The 18,530-nt window shown below is 63.2% G+C and carries 15 protein-coding genes; all 15 read left to right on the forward strand.

Going from position 1 to position 18,530, the window contains the following annotated elements; translation table 11 throughout:
- The first annotated feature begins 12 nt into the window (after positions 1-12).
- The 15 genes from glmM (at position 13) to QWI75_RS12980 (ending at position 18,524) form a co-directional block, all read left to right on the forward strand.
- Complete coding sequence (gene glmM, locus QWI75_RS12910) at positions 13-1,362, forward strand: phosphoglucosamine mutase (RefSeq protein ID WP_289268987.1); 1,350 nt, start codon at positions 13-15, stop codon at positions 1,360-1,362.
- A gap of 25 nt (positions 1,363-1,387) precedes the next feature.
- The gene (locus tag QWI75_RS12915) at positions 1,388-4,060 is read left to right on the forward strand and encodes a DNA internalization-related competence protein ComEC/Rec2 (RefSeq protein ID WP_289268988.1); all 2,673 of its coding nucleotides are present in this window, start codon (positions 1,388-1,390) and stop codon (positions 4,058-4,060) included.
- A gap of 244 nt (positions 4,061-4,304) precedes the next feature.
- Positions 4,305-4,502, forward strand: a complete 198-nt coding sequence (locus QWI75_RS12920) for a hypothetical protein (protein WP_289268989.1) — start codon at positions 4,305-4,307, stop codon at positions 4,500-4,502.
- Between the two features lie 3 nt (positions 4,503-4,505).
- Positions 4,506-5,516, forward strand: a complete 1,011-nt coding sequence (locus tag QWI75_RS12925) for an HD-GYP domain-containing protein (RefSeq protein WP_289268990.1) — start codon at positions 4,506-4,508, stop codon at positions 5,514-5,516.
- Entirely contained in the window at positions 5,513-6,316 is an 804-nt protein-coding gene (locus QWI75_RS12930; RefSeq protein ID WP_289268991.1) for a polysaccharide biosynthesis/export family protein, read from the forward strand. Before QWI75_RS12925 ends, QWI75_RS12930 begins: the two co-directional genes overlap by 4 nt.
- A 33-nt stretch (positions 6,317-6,349) precedes the next feature.
- Entirely contained in the window at positions 6,350-8,488 is a 2,139-nt protein-coding gene (locus QWI75_RS12935; RefSeq protein WP_289268992.1) for a GumC family protein, read from the forward strand.
- 19 nt (positions 8,489-8,507) lie between these two features.
- Positions 8,508-9,965, forward strand: a complete 1,458-nt coding sequence (locus QWI75_RS12940; protein WP_289268993.1) for an O-antigen ligase family protein — start codon at positions 8,508-8,510, stop codon at positions 9,963-9,965.
- A gap of 10 nt (positions 9,966-9,975) precedes the next feature.
- Positions 9,976-11,505, forward strand: coding sequence for an oligosaccharide flippase family protein (locus tag QWI75_RS12945; protein ID WP_289268994.1), 1,530 nt, complete (start codon positions 9,976-9,978; stop codon positions 11,503-11,505).
- 45 nt (positions 11,506-11,550) lie between these two features.
- The gene (locus tag QWI75_RS12950; RefSeq protein WP_289268995.1) at positions 11,551-12,687 is read left to right on the forward strand and encodes a glycosyltransferase family 4 protein; all 1,137 of its coding nucleotides are present in this window, start codon (positions 11,551-11,553) and stop codon (positions 12,685-12,687) included.
- Between the two features lie 4 nt (positions 12,688-12,691).
- Entirely contained in the window at positions 12,692-13,378 is a 687-nt protein-coding gene (locus QWI75_RS12955) for a class I SAM-dependent methyltransferase (RefSeq protein WP_289268996.1), read from the forward strand.
- A complete protein-coding gene (locus QWI75_RS12960) occupies positions 13,375-14,553 on the forward strand; it encodes a glycosyltransferase (protein ID WP_289268997.1) in 1,179 nt (392 codons plus the stop codon). The genes QWI75_RS12955 and QWI75_RS12960 overlap by 4 nt, the downstream gene beginning before the upstream one ends.
- Positions 14,547-15,581, forward strand: coding sequence for a glycosyltransferase family 2 protein (locus tag QWI75_RS12965; protein ID WP_289268998.1), 1,035 nt, complete (start codon positions 14,547-14,549; stop codon positions 15,579-15,581). Before QWI75_RS12960 ends, QWI75_RS12965 begins: the two co-directional genes overlap by 7 nt.
- Entirely contained in the window at positions 15,578-16,564 is a 987-nt protein-coding gene (locus QWI75_RS12970; RefSeq protein ID WP_289268999.1) for a glycosyltransferase family 2 protein, read from the forward strand. The genes QWI75_RS12965 and QWI75_RS12970 overlap by 4 nt, the downstream gene beginning before the upstream one ends.
- Before the next feature lie 20 nt (positions 16,565-16,584).
- On the forward strand, positions 16,585-17,715 hold the full coding sequence (locus QWI75_RS12975; protein ID WP_289269000.1) for a glycosyltransferase family 4 protein: 1,131 nt from the start codon (positions 16,585-16,587) through the stop codon (positions 17,713-17,715).
- Positions 17,712-18,524 carry a class I SAM-dependent methyltransferase gene (locus QWI75_RS12980; protein ID WP_289269001.1) on the forward strand — a complete coding sequence of 271 codons (813 nt, stop codon included), beginning with the start codon at positions 17,712-17,714 and terminating at the stop codon, positions 18,522-18,524. Before QWI75_RS12975 ends, QWI75_RS12980 begins: the two co-directional genes overlap by 4 nt.
- Positions 18,525-18,530: the final 6 nt, after the last annotated feature.

Below are 18,530 nucleotides of genomic sequence, written 5' to 3' on the forward strand. Positions count from 1 at the left end.
GACGGGATCGCTATGCGAAAACTCTTCGGCACGGACGGGGTGCGGGGCGTCGCCAACCTCGAGCCCATGACCAGCGAAATCGCCATGCAACTGGGACGGGCGGCCGCCCATATCTTCCAGCGGCGGGCGGGGCGACACCAAATCGTGATCGGCAAGGACACGCGCCTCTCCGGCTACATGCTGGAGTCGGCATTGACGTCCGGAATCTGCTCCATGGGCGTCGACGTCCTGCTTGTCGGCCCGCTCCCGACCCCCGCCATCGCCTTCCTGACCCGCAGCCTTCGCGCGGATGCCGGCGTCGTGATTTCCGCCTCGCACAATCCCTATCAAGACAACGGCATCAAATTCTTTTCGAACAACGGCCTGAAATTGCCCGATGAACTGGAAGCGCGCATCGAGTCGTTGATCGTCTCCGACGAAATCAAACATCTGCGTCCCACGGCCGACGCGATCGGCAAGGCCTTTCGAATCGACGACGCCGAGGGCCGCTATATCGAATTCGTCAAGCGGAGTTTGCCCAAGGATCTCGATTTCCAGGGCCTCCGCGTGGTCGTGGATTGCGCGCATGGCGCCGCCTACAAGGTGGCTCCGACCATTTTGCGAGAGTTGGGGGCCTCGGTGGAGGCGGTCGGGATCAAGCCGGACGGCATGAACATCAACGCCGGCTGCGGGGCCGTTCATCCGGAGCAGTTGCAAGAGACTGTGCTCCGGCACCAGGCCCACATCGGGATCGCCCTCGACGGCGACGCCGACCGCGCGATTTTCGTCTGCGAACAGGGCACCGTGGTGGACGGCGATCACATCATGGCCGCCTTGGCGTTTGATCTGCACGAACGCAACCAGCTTACGCAACAGACGGTCGTCGGCACGGTCATGAGCAATTTCGGCCTCGAATTGGCTCTCGGCAAGGCGGGCGTGAAGCTGGTCCGCACGCCGGTAGGCGACCGTTACATTCTCGAACGGATGATCGCGGACGGTTATAATTTCGGCGGCGAGCAATCCGGGCATATGATCTTTCTCGATCACAACACGACCGGCGACGGTCTGATCGCCGGCCTTCAGGTCCTGTCGCTGATGAAACGGACCGGGAAACCGCTGTCGGAATTGGCCTGTGCGATGACCCGGATCCCGCAGGTGCTCATCGGCGTGAAGGTCAACAGCAAGCCGGACCTGTCTTCGATTCCCGCCATTCACGAGGCCATTCGGGCCTCGGAAACCAGGCTCAACAGCAACGGCCGCGTGTTGGTCCGCTATTCCGGCACGGAACCGCTGTTGCGCATCATGGTGGAGGGATCGGATGACGCCTTGATTCGAACCCTCGCCGAGGACTTGGCGGGCGTGGTTCGCCTCCACCTGTCATAGCCTCAACCACAGGACCTTCCGTCCGATGCTTGCCCTCCTGACGGCCTGTTTCCTCCTCGGGCTGCTCATGGGCTCTTACCTGCCGTTCTTTCCCGTCACGGTGTTCTGTCTCCTGGTCGTGATCGGCCTCGCCGTCACACGGCTCGAATGGAAGGAGCGAATTGCCGCTCGCGAGGGCCTCCTCTGCTTCGCCGTCGTCCTGGCCGGCACCTGCTATTGGCCGGCCTACAATTTTGCCGCGAGCGGCGGGATTTCCTTGCCCCCGTCCATAGACGAGGAGCCCACTCGCATCGTCGGCCGTGTCACGGAGCCGGTCCGCCGGATCTCAGGCCAGCATATCCTGGTCATCGAGGTCTCCGAAACAGGACCGCCACCCGTGGCGACGCCGATCTTGGGTCGCGTACGACTCACCTGGCGTCAACCGGACGTGCCGGTTCTACAGGGGGATGTGATCGAATATCAGGGGCGCCTCCATCCTCCGCATGGTCTGAACAATCCCGGAGGGTTCGACTTCGCGGCCTATCTCGCCGGACAGGGAATCGTCGCTGTCTCCTCATTTACCGGCCCGGGCCGCTTGCATCGTTTGGAATCGGGGTTGGACTCTTGGCGATGGGCTCCCTGGGCGACCATTGATTCGTGGCGCCTGCTCGTTCAACAGGCGGCAGAGGCCTCGCTGGATCAGCCGCTGCGGGGCCTGTTCCTGGGCATCATTCTCGGCGAGCAACACGAATTACCCGCCCGAATCCGCGATGCCTTCATGACGACGGGGACGGTTCACATCCTCTCGATCTCCGGTTCCCACCTCGGCCTGATCGCCTTCCTGACCTTTGTGATCGTTCGGGCTCTCTGCCGCCCCTTGCCGAACCGGTGGACGTTGACGCTCAACCGATGGCGACTGACCGGAACACGGCTGGCGATCCTCGCGACGGTTCCTGTGGTCGTCGGCTATGCCCTGTTGGCCGGGGCGGAAGTCGCGACGAGGCGGGCCTTGGTCATGGTGCTGGCCTTCTTGTTCGCCGCCTGGTCCGGCCGTGACAAGCCGCTCCTCCCGATCCTTTCCCTGACCGCGTTGTCGATGCTGTTGGTCAACCCACAGGCCCTGTTTGACGTGTCGTTCCAATTGTCCTATTTGTCGGTTCTCGCCATCGCCCTCTATCTTTCTCTCAGAGCCGAAGATCCCGAGTCGGATTCTTCCTCCTTCGATCCAGCGCCAACCGTCCCGCTCCGATCTTTCCGGCCAAACTGGGGGAGGGCGGGGCAATGGCTGATACAGTCCTTGCTGCTGTCGCTGGCCATCACGCTGGTCACGCTGCCGTTGGTCGCCCGCTATTTCCATCAATTCGCCTGGATCAGCCCCTTCGCCAACCTGGTCATCGTCCCCTTGGCTGGATTCGTGGTCGTCCCGGTCGGCCTTGTCTCAGCCCTGTGGTTGTTGGCATCGGGAGGCGAGGGCCTGCCGCTGGTCCAATTGAACGAGGCCGTCCTTCGGCTGTTGACCAACACGACGGAATTGTGGGCAACGATTCCCGCCGTGGACCGGCACGTCGCTGCGCCTTCGTTGTTGATGTTGTGTGCGTACTACGCTCTCCTGGCGCTCACGGTCCGTCCCGACTCTCAAAAACCGACCCGCCTGGCTGCGATCGGCTCCCTCGCCGTCCTGCTGCTCTGGTGGGCGATGTCGCCTGTGACGACGTTGCTTCCAGGCCAGGTGCGAGTCACCTTTTTGGATGTCGGACAAGGAGACGCCACGGTGATTCAATTGGCCGGAGATCAGGACGACCAGCGGGATCAAACCATCGTGATTGACGGAGGCGGCCATTACGGCCAATTCGATCTCGGCGCTTCCGTGGTCGGCCCCTACCTCTGGGACCAGGGCATCCACCGGATCGACCATCTGATCGGGACCCATCCCCAACTTGACCATATCGGCGGCATTCCCTGGCTCATTCGCCACTTCGAGGTCGCCCGGTATTGGGGGAACGGGGTCCCGCGCAGCGAGGCCTTCTATCTAGACCTCCGGCAGGCCCTCTCCGAAAAGGGGTTGAATGAGCTGATCCCGGCGGCAGGGGAGACCATCGCGGCAGAGGGCGGCTGTGTCCTGTCGATCGTGAGTCCGATGCCATCCGAGATCACCCCGGTCGGCGTGGAGTGGTCGCCCCGTTCAGGCTCCGCGTTGAACAACCTTTCGGTCGCCTCACGGCTGGAATGCGGCGCGGCCTCTTTCCTGTTTGCGGCCGATCTTGAGCGGCCAAGCCTTGCGCGGCTTGTCCAGCAAGGGCTCGCGCCGCGGACGCAGGTCGTCAAGGTCCCGCATCATGGAGCGGCCAGCTCGCTCGACCTCGCTTGGATGAGGGCAACGGCTCCGGAGATCGCGGTCCTGTCCGTTGGACGCTACAATCCTTACCGCCATCCCCATCCACAAGTCCTCGCCTCTTATCAGGCACAGGGCTCCCTCCTGTTCCGCACCGATCGGGATGGAGCGATCACCATCACCGGCTCGGCTGGGTCGCAGCACCTCCTGATCAGCTCGGCCTCCCAGTTGAAGTTCGAGCGAGTTTCATTGACCAAAACAGTCTGGGAACAGGAGCGTCGAAACTACCATCGAGTCTGCCTCCGGCAGTTTGGGCCGGCCTGCTGGAGAGCGAGAGAACCGGAACGTCTGCGACCCGATCCGCCGAACCGTACTTCTTCATATTGATCCGATCAGGGTTCGTCCTGCTCGGCTCTGTTGCCTTCCGTTGTTGCCTGTCCCTGCTCCAAAATTGTACGCAAAGTGGCAATGAATGGCACCCCTAGGTCCGTTTGTCACGGATTCGTGTAGCAAGCCGTTGAAAGACATCACAAATCATCAATTCCAACATTGGCACATCGTATGCAGCGCTCTCGTCCTTTAATGACCATTCCTGATCGACAAAAAGGGCCGATCATCACCACGAGGCTGTATGGGAAAGTTAGTGCGGGTCGTCATTCAGTTGCCGATTGAACTCAAGCAGCAGTTGGACCTTCTCAAGCAACAGGGCTATACCGCCAGCGGCTACATTCGCGCCGTTCTCGAGCGGGAATTCGCCAAGGTCGAGGAGGAGAAGGCGGACCATCCGCATCCTTCGGTGCGGCCGCTTCCCCGCTCCATCGCCGGATAACCGATGGCCCGTCTCACCGACCTCATTCGCCGGACCGACCGCCTCCCTCCGCTCGCCGGTCCGGCTTTCACCTCCACCTCGTTCAAGCCGGCCGCGCCGCCCCCCGTCGTCACGGAAACGGACGGCGGATCGACCGACCGCGAGTGGTATCAACGCGCGATCCTTGAGGTCTCTCGGCTCGGCCGCGCGGTTGCCGAACAGGGTGACTTGGACCTCAAGCCGTTGACCGGGCTGGCCTCGGCGCTGACCAGTTCCTGCCGGAATCATGACGACCTCCTGCGGCACGCCGTGTCCGGTTCGCAGGCCCTCTCCCCATTGGCCGCCAATTGCGTCAATGTGGCGATCATCGGGAATCGCTTGGCCGAGGGGCTGGGCTACTCACAGGCCGAACGCGAGTGCGTCACGCTCGCCGGTCTGGTTCATGACTTGGGGATGTTCCTGGTGCCGGACTCGTTGGTCGCCAAGCCCCAGACCCTGACCAGCAGCGAGCGGGCGCTGGTCTATCATCATCCCCGCAACGGAGCCTTGGCGCTGAGTCGCGTGGACGCCGCCTACCGATGGCTCGCATCGATCGTGGAGCAGGAGCATGAACGATGGGACGGGCGGGGGTATCCGCATCAACTGTCCGGCCCCCGGATCCACCGCATTGCGCAGGTGATCGGACTCGCGGACGTGTTGGACGCCTTGGTGAATCCTCGCCCTTACCGGCACAGGCTCAGCGCCCACCGGGCCGTCCACCAGCTCGTGACCGCCCAGAAACACGTCTTTCCGCAGGAACTGTTGCGCTCGCTGTTGAATCGCATCTCCCTCTATCCCCCTGGGACCGAGGTGAGGCTCAGCACGGGAGACGACGCCACGGTCGAACGGCTCAATGCGCGCACGCCCCTCAGGCCGGTTGTCCGATTGATCGCTCCGACCGCCATGACCGAACGCATTCTCGATCTGTCCCTCACTCCGTCCGTCCATATCGTGGAGGTCCTGGCGCAGTCGCCTTCCGGAGGAACCCAGGTATGAACCCTCCGATGGGACGGCCAGCCGAACGAACGATCGCATGGCTGCTGATCATGGTGCTTGGAACGGGAACCCTGTCCTGCCGGAACCCGGCCCAATCGACCCTGTCCCCCTCGGACATGGCGCCGGCCGGTACGCCCTTTCCGCCGCTTCCGAAAGGGGATGCCTATGCGGACGAATCCGTCGTGAGCGCGGACGCCAGAATCGACCCGGGCGACACGGTCGAAGTGTTGATCCATCGAGGCGCCGGCGAAGAGAAGTTCTCGGGCACCGTGCGCGAGTCGGGCCATATCACGCTGTCCTTCGTCGATATCGATGTCAGGGGGCTGACGGTCTCCGAGGCCGAAGCCAGAATCACCGAAGGCGTCCGGCCCTACATGCGGAACCCCAAGGTGCAGGTGTCGCTCAAAAAACGAGGCGTCCGCGTGAAGCGGATCTTCGTGTTCGGAGAAGTGCGCAAACCCGGCATGTATCCCATGTCGCGCAACATGACCGTGCTGCATGCCCTGTCCGCGGCGGACAACTACACGGAAACTGCGTTGGTCGACGAAATCCGCGTCATCCGCGGAGATTTGAACCGACCGCAGATCTATACGGCCGATCTGGCGCGCCTCTGGACCTACGGCGACATGACGCGGAATCTGCCGCTGGAAGAAAACGATGTCGTCTTCGTGCCGCGCGAACACCTGGGCGACGGCTCGGAGACCGCCAAGAAACTGATGCCGGTGATCCAGGCCGCCGTCGCACCCTTCTATCCGTTGTTCGCGATCCCGCTGTTCGTTCCCGCGGCGCAAATCAAATAGGAGCGCCGAGCACGCTGGTTCCGAGGATCACCCATGGCCCAATACGAACTCGATGTCCTCGACTATTGGATGATCCTCAAAAAGCGGAAGTACCTGATTGTGCTGGCCACCCTGCTGGTGGTCGGCTTCACGTTCACCTTTACCCAGTTTATGAAGCCGACACCCCTGTACGAGGCCTCCGCGCGCGTCAAGTTCGACCGCAGCACGACGGTCGCCCAGCAACTGCTCGAATCCATCACCTTCGCCACCGCCAATGACCTCACGACCCAGACGGAAGTCATCAAGGGTTTTCCGGTCATGGAGCGGGTTGCGCAGGCCTTGGGCATCGTCGAGACGGATCTTCCCCCCGAACAGCGGCGATCGGCGGAGTATCTCAACACCATCTACAATCTCGGACAGCAGATCCAAACCTCCCGCGAATCGGACACGAACATCATCCGCATCACGGCCACCGCCTACGAACCGGAGCTGGCCGAGCGCACGGCCAACGCCGTCGCGCAGGCCTACCGGATCGAGAACATCGCCGCCCGCAACCGGATGGTGACCGAGTCGCGCCGGTTCGTCGAAGACCAACTGGCGGCCCTGGAAGAAAAGCTCCAGGCGGCGGAAGAGGCCCTCCGCATCTTCAAGGAGCGGGAAGGGCAGGTCTTTTTGGACGACGAGGCCAAGGCCGCGCTCCAGAGCTTTACCCAGCTCGAAGGCGAATGGAACGCGATCGCCAGGCAGAAGGACGAAACCCTGCGCCAGATCGAGGCACTTGAGAGGCCGTCCTCATCCATCGACAGCAGGATCGGGCGGATCTTCACCGAAGACCCCTACGCGCTCCTGACCAAACTCAACGGCCGCCTGCTCGAATTGCTGCAGGACCGCTCGACCCTGTTGATCAACTACACGCCGGAGCATCCGCAGGTCAAGGAGACGGACCGCAAAATCACCAACGTAAAAAACGAGATGATCCGGGAGCTGCGGTCCAAGGCCGCGAGTCTCCAGGACCGGGAGAACACGCTGGCCGTTCAGATCGCGCATTACCGGGATCGGTATCTGGCCTTTCCCAAGGCCGCCATCGAGCTGAACAGGCTGGAACGCGAGGTGAAGGTCAACGCGGACCTCTACTCCACGCTCAAGATCAAGCATCAGGAACTGCTCATCAAGAGCGCGGAACAAATCGAGGAGGTGACATTGATCGCGCCGGCGGTCAAGCCTCCGAAGCCGATTAACGCGCCCAACGTGCCCTTGAACATGGCCGTCGGCTCGATCATGGGCCTGTTCCTGGGCGTGGTTCTGGCCTTCACGCGGGAATCACTTGACACGTCGATCGGCACGATCGAGGGCGTCGAGGACTTCCTGAAAGTGCCCGTGCTCGGCGTCATTCCAACCTTTGACGAACAGGAGCTGCAAGAGGCGGCCAAGCAGGCTCTGCCGTGCGACGCCGATCAAGAGCTGGTGGAGGGGGTGTCCAAGCTCATCACGCTGCTCGACCCCAAATCTCTGCTGTCGGAAAGCTTCCGCTCGCTGCGCACGAATATCCAGTTTGCCAGCATGGACCGCCGCATCAAATCTCTGCTCTTCACCAGCGCCGGGCTCGGCGAGGGCAAGAGCACGACCGTCATCAACCTGGCCATCACGCTCGCCCAGGAAGGCCAGCGGGTCCTGTTGGTGGATGCGGACCTTCGCCGTCCGATTGTCCATAAGCGGCTCGGCCTCCCGCGGGAGCCGGGGCTGGTTGAAGCGCTGCAAGGAATCGTCTCGTGGCAGGAGGCGGTGCGGACCGCGACGGATCTGATGATCGGATCGCTCGGCGTGGACCGGGTGCTCAAGAGTCCGGGGCTCGACAATCTGCACATTCTCAGCAGCGGGTCCGCCGCGCACAATCCCAGCGAGTGCATGAGCCTGGCCAAGTTAAAGCCGCTGTTGGCCGAGATGCAGGACGCCTACGACATCGTGCTGTTCGACACGCCGCCGATCCTGCCCGTCACCGACGCCGTGGCCATGAGTTCCCGGATTGACGGGACTGTGCTGGTCTATCAGGTCGGACGGATCGGCCGGAATGCGCTGAAGCGCGCCAAGTTCCTGCTGGACCATGCGCAGGCCAACATCATGGGGGTGGTCCTGACGAACGTGAAGGCGGAAATCTCCACCGAGGCCACGTTCTACCGCTACGAATACCGCTAGCGCGCAAATCACGCGAACGATGATGCCCTCACCCGTCATCCGCCCGCGGCCCGACTGGCTATGGACGGTACTGCTGGCCGCCCCGGTCGCTTGGCTCAGCGCGACGGCAACACCCTCGGCGGTCCTGACCGTCGTCGCCGCCGTCTCCCCGCTGATCGTCTCGTTTCTCTCGCCGGCGAGCGGGCTCTACATCCTGGTCTTCTCCATGTTGCTGGGCCCGGAAGTGCTGATCGGGGAATTGGGCTCCGGAGCGCTGCTCGGCCGAGGGGTCACGCTCCGATTCGACGATCTGCTCCTGCTGCTCGTCGGATTCGGCTGGCTGGGCCGCATGGCGCTGGCTCCCAGCCAGCGAATCGTCCTGCGGACGCCGCTGAATCGCCCGATCGTCTGGTATGTCGTGGGCTGCGTGTTCGCCACGTTGGTCGGCGTGTTGGCGGGACGGATCCGGCCGGCCAGCGGCTTCTTCTTCCTCCTCAAGTATTACGAATACTTTTTCATCTACTTCATGACCGTGAATATCGTCACCGACAAACGGGACGTGCAGCGGCTCGTCACCGCCAGTCTGGTCACCTGCGGGCTCGTCTCGTTGTATGCGATTGCGCAGATTCCCTCCGGCGTGCGGGTCTCCGCTCCGTTCGAGGGTCAGGAGGGAGAGCCCAACACGCTGGGCGGCTATCTGGTGTTCCTGTTGGCCATCATCGGATCTCTGGTCATCGTGAGAGGAGCCGTCTTCCGACGCTGGCCGCTCATCCTGTTGGGAGCGACCGCCGTCGTCGCCCTGCAAGCCACCCTATCACGCGCGTCATTCCTGGCCCTCGTCCCGGTCCTGCTGGGCTTCGCCTACATCATCCGGCGGCGCCATCCGCTCCTGCTCATATGGGCCTTGATCGCCGCCATCGGTCTCGCGTGGCTCCTGCCCAGGCCGGTGGTCGATCGCATCACCTACACCTTCAACCAGCCGGCAGAGGAGGGACAGATCAAGGTGGGGGCGCTCCGGATCGATACGTCCACCTCCGACCGTCTCCGGTCTTGGAAGCAGGCAGGCGAGGTGTGGCTGACTTCTCCTTTGTGGGGCAAGGGGGTCACCGGCGGTCCCTTCATGGATGCGATGTACCCCCACGTCTTGACCGAAACCGGACTCATCGGGCTGGCGGCCTTCGGCGTCCTGCTGTGGAGCCTCTTCAGGGCCGGGATGACCGGCTATCACCTCTCTCCCGATCCATATCTACAGGCGATCAGCCTGGGGTTCGTACTGGGATTCCTCGGCCTGCTCGTGCATGCGATCGGATCGAACACCTTCATCATCGTGCGCATCATGGAACCGTTCTGGCTGTTCGCCGGGTTGGTCGTGAAGGGGCACATGCTGGGGAATCCCGCCGCGCCGCAAAGGAATCCGGATGACTCCGCGTCGCGGACGAATGGTCTGGCTGACGAGCGTCAGTTCATTCCCGGTCTTGGACCGGTCATACCGCGTTAGATGATCAGCCATGGAGCGAATCGAGACGATGCCCGCAGTCGGCACGACCCGTACTGACAGTCTGACGGTCAGAAGAGAGCCCTGCGCAGAGGCCGAACCGGCGGCCCGGCGGTCTATGCCCTCGTTCAGCCGTGTCACGGGTCTGTTGCTGCTCAACCGACTCCTCACGTACGGGCTCACGGTCGGCAATTCCGTCGTGCTGGCACGGACGCTGGGAACCGACGGGCTCGGCCAGTTCGCCTATGCCACGGGCCTTGCCGGCCTGTTCGGTCTGCTGCCCCATCTCGGCATCAGCACAGTGGTCACCAGAACCGTCGCGTCGGCCCCCGGCTCGACGGCAGCCGTCCTCTCCACCGCGCGAACGATCCAAAGAGGCGCGGCCGCCACGGCCTGTGGACTGGTGATGCTGACGGCTTGGTGCCTTCCGGTTCGCGCCACGACGATCACCAACATCGTTTTGGCCGCGATACAGATGTCGCTGGCGTCGTTGAGTTGGCCGTACCTGGCCGTGCTCGCGGGCCGGGCGCGCTACGACCTGCTGGCCGGCGTGGAAACCGCGATGGCGGCGGCCGGCTCGCTGGCGTTGGGGATCGCCGCCATCGGCAGCGGCACCGTGCCGGCCTTCTTGTGGTCCCAGGTCTTGGTTACGCTCCTGGCCGTGCTCGTCGCACGCGGTGCGGCTGCGAAATTCATCCAATCGGACAGTCCGACCGCTCATCCCATCGGCGCGTTCCTCCGGACGGCTGCCCCTTTCGGACTCACGGCCTTCCTGCAAAGTGCGTACACCCGATGCGATCTGTTGTTGCTGAGCCAGTTCGTTCCCGGTTCCGTCCTCGGCCTCTACAGCGCCGCCTACAAACCGATCACGATGCTGACCCATTTCGGAGCCTCCGCCGCGGGCACTCTGTTCCCGTACATGGTAGACGAACTGCGCGCCGGAACGTCCGGCACATTCCACCGGGTCATGAAGGTCTTCGCCGTCATGGCGCCGGCTGTTGCGTTGATCTTCAGCGGCCTCGCCGCTTGGATGTTGGACGCTCTTTACGGAGCAGCCTTCAAGGACGCGGCGCCGATGTTGGCCATTCTGGCCTGGTCCGCAGCGGCCAATTGGCTCTACGTCCCGCTCTGCACGACCCTGCAGGCCAAGCATAAGGAGTATGCCTGGCTGCGAGGCCTCTCGCTCGCGCTGCTCGTCAATGTCATGGTCAACCTGGCGGTCATTCCCCTGTGGAGTGGCATGGGCGCCGCCATCGCGACCCTGGTCTCGGAGATCCTCCTGCTGGTGATCGGAGCCTGGCTGGTGATGAAAGAACTGGGATACAGGCCGCCGGCGAGGATGATCGTCTGCATCGCCTTGGCTGCGGGAGCCGGTGCCTTGACCCTGTGGCAGTCGTCCCATTGGGGACCAATCGCCGCCACAGGCTGCGCGCTGACTGTGTACGTCTGCCTGCTCCGAGCCACCAGGACCATCGGTTGGCAGGATGGACTTGCGATCGTGTCACGGATTCGCGAGACCTGGCAGGGGAGACATCGCTCGTGACCCATCCGCTTGATGCGGCGGAGCGACCGTCACCGGGATGCACGTATGATGATCGGAATCGACGCGGGTCCGATGGTGGGACAGGGAGGCATCAGTTCTTATGTCACGCCTCTGGTCCGGACCCTCGTGGCCGGTGCCACTGATACGCACTGGCGCCTGTTCCTGCGCCGTAGTTGGCGCGATCACCGGCACGACCACAGCTTCTCTGATTTGGCGCCGACAACGACCCTGTGGACGCCCGACCGTCTGCTCCGATTCGGATGGCGTTGGCTCCCTCCATCCTGTTTGCCCATGGACCGAAGCTGGCAGGCGCTCGACGGCTATCTCTCGACCTGCCTCATGACTCCGACATTGACGCACGCCACCATCATCAGCCTCATCTACGACCTCATCCCGTTGCGCCTTCCACACCTCTTTCCTCGCCGAAGAGAGTTCTTGGCGCTGGTGCGCGAGACGGTGGAGCGCTCGGACAGGCTGATCACGATCTCTCATCGAACCAAGGCGGATCTGATCGAACTGCTGAAGGTGGAACCGGATCGCGTCCAGGTCGTGTATCCGGGACGGCACGAAGAATGGTCCACCATCCCACCTGCTGCGCTCTCGGCCATCCGCGACCGTTATGGACTTCCGCCCCGTTATCTCTTGTACCTGGGTTCGCTCGGCCCACACAAGAACGTCTCGACCTTGCTCCGCGCCTTTGCTCTGGCCCATGAGACCGGCCGATTGGATGTTCCCTTGGTCATCGTCGGTGATCCTCGCTGGGGAGAACAAGCGTTGGAGTTCTTGAAAGATCTGCCTAGCCGCCGGCACATCATCCTGACCGGGCGCGTGCCGGATTCCGATGTTCCGGCCATGTATTCCGGCGCCACGGCGTTCGTGTTTCCGTCTTTGTATGAAGGATTTGGACTACCGGTGCTGGACGCCATGACCTGTGGCGTCCCGGCGATCGTCTCAACCGGCGGAGCCTTGCCGGAAGTGGTGGGAGGAGCGGGCATCTGCCTGCCTCCCGATTCAATCGAGGCCTGGGCCGATGCCCTCTGTCTGATCTGTCGCGATGACATGACCAGGGAGCGCCTCGGGCGTGAGGGAATGGTTCGAGCTGCGCAGTTCTCATGGCGGCGAAGCGCGACGGAGGTCCATCGGTTGTTGAAGTCGGGACAAGCGCATCGGGAGGCCGCGTAGGTTTATGAGTACGACGCTCTACGATCGCGAGTATTTTGAAGGCCGAACCAGACAGAGCCCGCCCCATACCAGAGAGTTGATCTATCCATGGGCAATGCGCACCGGCCGCTTCTTGTGCCGCCACATGATGGCCTCCCGCTCGCTGGATCTTGGGTGCGCCAAGGGCTATCTCGTCGAGGCCCTGTCCGCTTCAGGCATTCCCCATTCGTTCGGCCTCGACGCGAGCCCCTACGCCGTCGCGTGCGCCGAAAACGCTTTGCGGGGGCGACTCTTGGTTGGTGACGTGGTGACAGGACTTCCGTTCCGGAACGGAAGCTTGGACCTTGTGACGGCCCTCGACCTGTTCGAACACTTGGTCGATCCCTTGCCGGTCCTCATCGACATCCACCGAGTCTTGGCACCCGATGGACGGGCCTACCTCAAAATCTGTCATCCTCAGCATCCCAATGCCACCCGCGATCCGACCCACATCAACGTGCAACCGTTAGGGTATTGGACCAGGTTATTCAAGCAAGCCGGCTTCCGATACCGGCGCTGTTATGAGACGGAGCTAAGCGGGGAGACGAGTCCGTCCGAACGAGCCAAGGATCTGCTCCGGCTGATGCGGGAATGGGCCGCCATCGGCACGCCAGCCGATTATAAGTTCGTCCTTTGGAAAGCATCTCCTCCGACGCCAGGTGGCGGCACATGAGGCGCCTGCTTTTTATCGCCCCAAGCTTGCCCTCGCCCACGTTCGGCGGCGGCGCCATCCGGATGTATCACCTCGTCCGTTTTCTTGCTCAACGGTTCGATCTGGATCTGATCGCTCCGCAAACACCGGGGGCGGAGGGGAGTGAGGCGCAGTTGCGCGCCTGGTGCCGGGAGGTCGAGATCGTTCCACAAACGGTTCGGCCCGCCTGGCGGAAACGCAGCCACCTGGGGCCCTATGAGAAAGACCCGGCGCTCGCCGAGGCTATCCTGCATCGGCTCCGGGATAGAAAATACGGCGCTATGCAGATCGAAAAGCCGGCCATGGTTCCCTATCTCCCGACCGACCTGTCCATCCCGCTGGTATTGGATGTCTGGGCCTATGGACTCTCCGGAGCGATCCGTGCCCTGACACAGGAACGAGGACCGCTGGTCCGAGCGCGCAACGCCTTTCGTCTGGCGCGCTTCGGCCTCTTCGACGCCTTCTGTTGGCCCAGCACGGCCTGCGTGCTTGTCGTCTCGGAGCAGGACCGGTTGCGTTGTCTCCGCACCAGGCCTGGACGTCAGGTGCTGGTGGTGCCCAACGGCGTGGATTCTTCCGCCGTGACTCCGCCGCCATCCGGTGAGGCTCCTCAGGGCGTGATCCTGTTCACCGGAGACCTGGGGTTTGCTCCCAATATCGAGGCGGCGGAACTGCTGGCGTTGCACCTCCTCCCGATGGTGCTGGCGAGCCACCCGGATGCCGAGCTTCGCCTGGTCGGACGCCATCCCCATCCGCGCGTGCAACGATTGGCCGGCCCTCGCGTGCGCGTCATCGCGAACGTGCCCGACATGAGGCCCTATCTCCGCGAGGCCACGGTCTTTGCGGCGCCGCACTTCACCGGAGCCGGAACCAGGACCAAGATTTTGGAAGCGATGGCGGCCGGCCTGCCGGTCGTGACGACGAGCATCGGATTGCAGGGCATCGAGGCCGAAGCAGGCCGCGAGGTGATCCTGGCCGACGACCTTCCAGCGCTCGGCGAAGCCCTCTGCGGGCTCTTGACCGATCCCTGGATGAGGGCCGATCTGGGACGATCGGCAAGGAACCTGATTGAAGCTCGCTACGATTGGGACCGTTGCCTGGCGCCGCTGGAGGGACTCTATCGCACATGGCTTAAGGAACAGGCGATCGCATGTTGACCAGTTCCGTCGTGGTGCCCATCCTGAACGCAGCCCGCACCCTCCCGGCTTGCCTGCGCGCGTTGGACAACCTTCGCCCCTCTCCCGGCGAAGTCGTCCTCATCGATAACGGCTCGACCGACGAGAGCCTGCTCCTGGCCAAGACCTATGAAGGAGAGTCCCATCCGTTTCGGGTTCAGCTCCTGTCCGCAGCGCCACACAGCGCCTCTATTGCCCGTAACACGGGGATCAAGGCCGCCAGCGGTGACATCATCCTGTTCACGGACGCCGATTGCTCACCGGCGCCGGACTGGCTCGGGCGGTTGCTGGAATCATTTGATGATCCCAAGATCGGTGCAGTGGCAGGCCGGGTAAGCGGTGATCCTGGATCGACGCTGCCCGAACTCTTCAGCATGCTCTACACCTTGCGGCTTCCCAAAGAGGCCTCGCTCCACGACCATTGGACGCCGCTTCAGGGAGGCTATCCGACCGCCAACCTCGCGGTGCGCCGGACTGTTCTGGAGAGACTCCAGGGATTCGATGAGAGCGTCGCGATTTATGGAGAGGACTACGACCTCTGCGCGCGCCTCTACGCGGCAGGATGGCGCCTGCTGTATCGACCGGAGGCTCAGGTGATCCACCACCATCGAACAACGTGGCGCGCGATTTTGCGGCAGGCCTATGGGTTCGGTCTGGGCCAGGCCTATCTGATCCATAAACATGTCACCCGCGGGCTCTGGGTGGATCTGCCGCAAGGATCAGCGACCTGGAGCCGTGCCCCGGTCGCCGGTTGGATCGATTGCGCCTCGGCTGACAAGAAATGTTTGGCGATCCTGGCTGGTTCGCTCATCGTGCCAATCGTTGGATGGCTGGTCCCTGCCTATCTGTTCTGGCTGGCCAGGCAGGCCCATCAACGGGCAGTTACCGAACCGGTCGAGGCCTCCTGGCTCACATCGTTTGGCCTGGGAGTCCTGTTGATCGCCAAATCCGGCGCCATGACCGCCGGCCGATTGGTGGGTTCCGTGAAGTATGGAACGCTCTGTTTATGACGCCGTCCATCTCGATCATCGTCTGTTCCAAGGATCGTCCCGACGACTTGATCGCGGCCATCGCCTCCATCAGAAGCTGCGATGAAGTCGGACGGCAGGCGGAGCTGATCGTCGTGGAGGAATGTCCCAAGGCGCGGGAGATTCCTGACGTTCGTTACGTGCACCTGCCGCCGCTGGGCCGTGGATTCGGCCATGCGCGCAACAGCGGCTTGAAGGCCGCCGGCGGCGACATCCTGCTGTTTATCGACGATGATTGCCGAGCCGCGCCCGGATGGGCCTCCGCTCTGCTCCGCCCCTTTCGCTCAGACCAATCGGTCCTCGGCGTGGCGGGCGCCGTGCTCGTCAAGGGCTGCGGCCCGATCGGCTATGCCGAGCATATCCTGGGATTTCCGGGCGGCGGGCTCCGCTCCCTCCATGAGGCTAGGGGGCGCACGATGCCCACGCGTCATCTGTCCACCTGTAACTGCGCCTACCGCCGTGCCGTCTTGGAGCAGATCGGTGGGTTTCCGGAGGAGACGCCATGGGGCGGGGAGGACGCCCTGGTCGCGGAGCGGATTTCGGCAATCGGTCCCTGCCTGTTTATGCCAGATGCGCAGGTCTACCATCGGACCCGCGACGGTCTGGGCAAGGTCTTCTCCTGGTTCGTCAGGCGAGGCCGCAGCGACGTCGCCACGATCCAATATCGTCTCGACCGCCTTGGCTGCGTGATTGGCCTCTTGCGCAGTTCCTGGACACTCAAATCGATCCCGGTTATCGGACTGTTGGCCGGTGCGTCAAACCGGATTTCCCTTCTGGCCCTCGTGATGCTGATCTACTATGGAGTTCTACTCCGGCGTTATCGCTTTGCTTGGCGATACTACCCCCATCGGAAGGCCCTCTGGCTGGTGCCGGTCGTCAAACTCGTCATGGATCTGGGCGCCGATGTGGGGCGGGGCATGGCCTGGGCCGCGAAGAGATCGCCCGGCCCCCTGCCATCACCGTGATCGGAAACGACCACAAGGCCATGCACAAGGCCATAATGAATCGGCCTGTTCCCGTGCTTTACGTCTCGCACCATGCCGACATCATCGGTGGGGGAGAGATCAGCCTGCTGACCTTGCTGAAGGGCCTCGACCGCGAAGTCTGGTCCCCCATCCTGGTCGTACCAGGCGAAGGCCGGGTGGCCGAATACGGTCGCGCCATGCACATTCCAACCCATGTCATGCCCATGCCCTCCTGCCGATGGCCGAACGCCGCCATGAGGGCGGGAATCAGCCTGTTGCGGCGGCTCATTGCCGACTGTCGAGCGGAGTTGGTGCACGCCAACGGATCGCGCGCCATGGTGTATGCGGCCCTGGCTCGCCGAACGACGAAAGCGCGGACCGTCTGGCATGTCCGCGTGGCGGACTCTGACGGGCTGCTGGACCGTCTGCTGGCAGCCTCCGCGGATCGCATCATCGTCAATTCCCATGCGGTCGGAAGCCGCTTCCAGTTCGTCCCGCAGGACAAGCTGGTCTGCATCCATAACGGCATCGACCCGGCGGACTATGATCCGGTTCCGGCGGCGGACCTGACATCGTTTCGCCGGAGTTATGGGATTCCCGCGGACGCTCCGGTCGTGGTCAGCGTCGGGCGCTTCGTTCCCTACAAGGGCTATCGGTTTTTGATTCAGGCGGCGCGCCGTCTGGCGGACCGCCTGCCGGAGATCCATTGGCTTCTGGTCGGCGACGGCGAGGAGCGAAGCTCGCTCGAACGTCTCGCCAAAGATCTGGGCCTTGAGCGGACCCTGCACTTTACGGGCTGGCTTTCCCGCCCGCAGCTCGCGCTCGCCGCCGGCCAGGTGTTCGTGCTGCCCTCGCTCGGCGAACATTTCGGTCGGGTGCTTCTTGAAGCCATGGCCATGCGCAAGGCGGTAGTGGCGACCAATGCCGGGGGCGCCCGGGAGATCGTGAGGGCCGGCTATACCGGCGTGCTCGTCCCGCCGTCCGATTCGCAGGCGCTGGCCGAGGCGGTGCAGGGACTGTTGGCCAACCGGCCGCTGGCCGACTATCTGGGCGCCAATGGGAGACATCGGGTGGAAACCTGTTTCACGCTCGATCGACATCTCCAGGCGGTGGGGAACCTGTACCGATCGTTGCTCTTCGGTCAACCATGACGGCTTGCAATCTCTGCGGAGGCACGGCCTGGACCGTTCTGGAGGACCTCGCGCCCACCAGGGTGGTGCGTTGTTCCTGCAAGCTGGTCTTCGTCACGCCCTTGCCCGACCGGCCGACCATCGAATCGGCCTACGGCGCCCACTATTATGAGGAATGGCAATCCCAGGACGATGAACGCCGGCGCATGTGGATCAGGCGCATGCAACTGGTGGAATCCTTATGGTCTGAGAAGGGGACGCTGTTGGATGTCGGCTGCGGCGAAGGGACATTTCTCCGGTTGGCTCGGAGCCGAGGCTGGCAGGTTGCCGGCACGGAGCTGTCGGCCTTTGCCTCCCAGGCCTCGCCTGATCTGACGATCCATCGCGGAGAGATCTGGGAAGCCGGACTTCGCTCCGGCTCGTTCGACGTGGCGACCTGCTGGCACGTCATTGAACATGTGAGAGATCCCTTGCGTCTCCTGTCCGAAGTCCTCCGGCTGCTCCGCCCAGGAGGGCTCTTGTTGCTGGCGACTCCCAACGGCCGTGATTACCTGTTCCGCCTGGCCTATCTGGTCGCAAGGGGGCGGTGGCCTCCGCTTTACGAACCGGATGAACGGGAGCTGCATCTCTATTACTTCAACGTACCCACGTTACGGGCCTTGGCGGAGAAGGCCGGGTTTCGAGACCTGACGATCGGCTACGATGAGGGGGCAGCGGTCACCACGGCTAAACGGCTGGTGGACCGGCTCGCCTATTGGTGGTATCGCGCGACCGGTCTGCATTGGGGCATGGGCCTGCAGCTCGTCGCCCGCAAGGGGAACGGGTCGTGAGCGTCT

It is taken from the genome of Nitrospira tepida (assembly GCF_947241125.1).
In the GTDB taxonomy this organism is placed as follows: Bacteria; Nitrospirota; Nitrospiria; order Nitrospirales; family Nitrospiraceae; genus Nitrospira_G; species Nitrospira_G tepida.

Bases quoted from the DNA above. Each gene is read 5' to 3' on its own strand.
- glmM (WP_289268987.1), top strand. From the start codon at position 13: ATGCGAAAACTCTTCGGCACGGACGGGGTGCGGGGCGTCGCCAACCTC.
- QWI75_RS12915 (WP_289268988.1), top strand. From the start codon at position 1,388: ATGCTTGCCCTCCTGACGGCCTGTTTCCTCCTCGGGCTGCTCATGGGC.
- QWI75_RS12920 (WP_289268989.1), top strand. From the start codon at position 4,305: ATGGGAAAGTTAGTGCGGGTCGTCATTCAGTTGCCGATTGAACTCAAG.
- QWI75_RS12925 (WP_289268990.1), top strand. From the start codon at position 4,506: ATGGCCCGTCTCACCGACCTCATTCGCCGGACCGACCGCCTCCCTCCG.
- QWI75_RS12930 (WP_289268991.1), top strand. From the start codon at position 5,513: ATGAACCCTCCGATGGGACGGCCAGCCGAACGAACGATCGCATGGCTG.
- QWI75_RS12935 (WP_289268992.1), top strand. From the start codon at position 6,350: ATGGCCCAATACGAACTCGATGTCCTCGACTATTGGATGATCCTCAAA.
- QWI75_RS12940 (WP_289268993.1), top strand. From the start codon at position 8,508: ATGATGCCCTCACCCGTCATCCGCCCGCGGCCCGACTGGCTATGGACG.
- QWI75_RS12945 (WP_289268994.1), top strand. From the start codon at position 9,976: ATGGAGCGAATCGAGACGATGCCCGCAGTCGGCACGACCCGTACTGAC.
- QWI75_RS12950 (WP_289268995.1), top strand. From the start codon at position 11,551: ATGATGATCGGAATCGACGCGGGTCCGATGGTGGGACAGGGAGGCATC.
- QWI75_RS12955 (WP_289268996.1), top strand. From the start codon at position 12,692: ATGAGTACGACGCTCTACGATCGCGAGTATTTTGAAGGCCGAACCAGA.
- QWI75_RS12960 (WP_289268997.1), top strand. From the start codon at position 13,375: ATGAGGCGCCTGCTTTTTATCGCCCCAAGCTTGCCCTCGCCCACGTTC.
- QWI75_RS12965 (WP_289268998.1), top strand. From the start codon at position 14,547: ATGTTGACCAGTTCCGTCGTGGTGCCCATCCTGAACGCAGCCCGCACC.
- QWI75_RS12970 (WP_289268999.1), top strand. From the start codon at position 15,578: ATGACGCCGTCCATCTCGATCATCGTCTGTTCCAAGGATCGTCCCGAC.
- QWI75_RS12975 (WP_289269000.1), top strand. From the start codon at position 16,585: ATGCACAAGGCCATAATGAATCGGCCTGTTCCCGTGCTTTACGTCTCG.
- QWI75_RS12980 (WP_289269001.1), top strand. From the start codon at position 17,712: ATGACGGCTTGCAATCTCTGCGGAGGCACGGCCTGGACCGTTCTGGAG.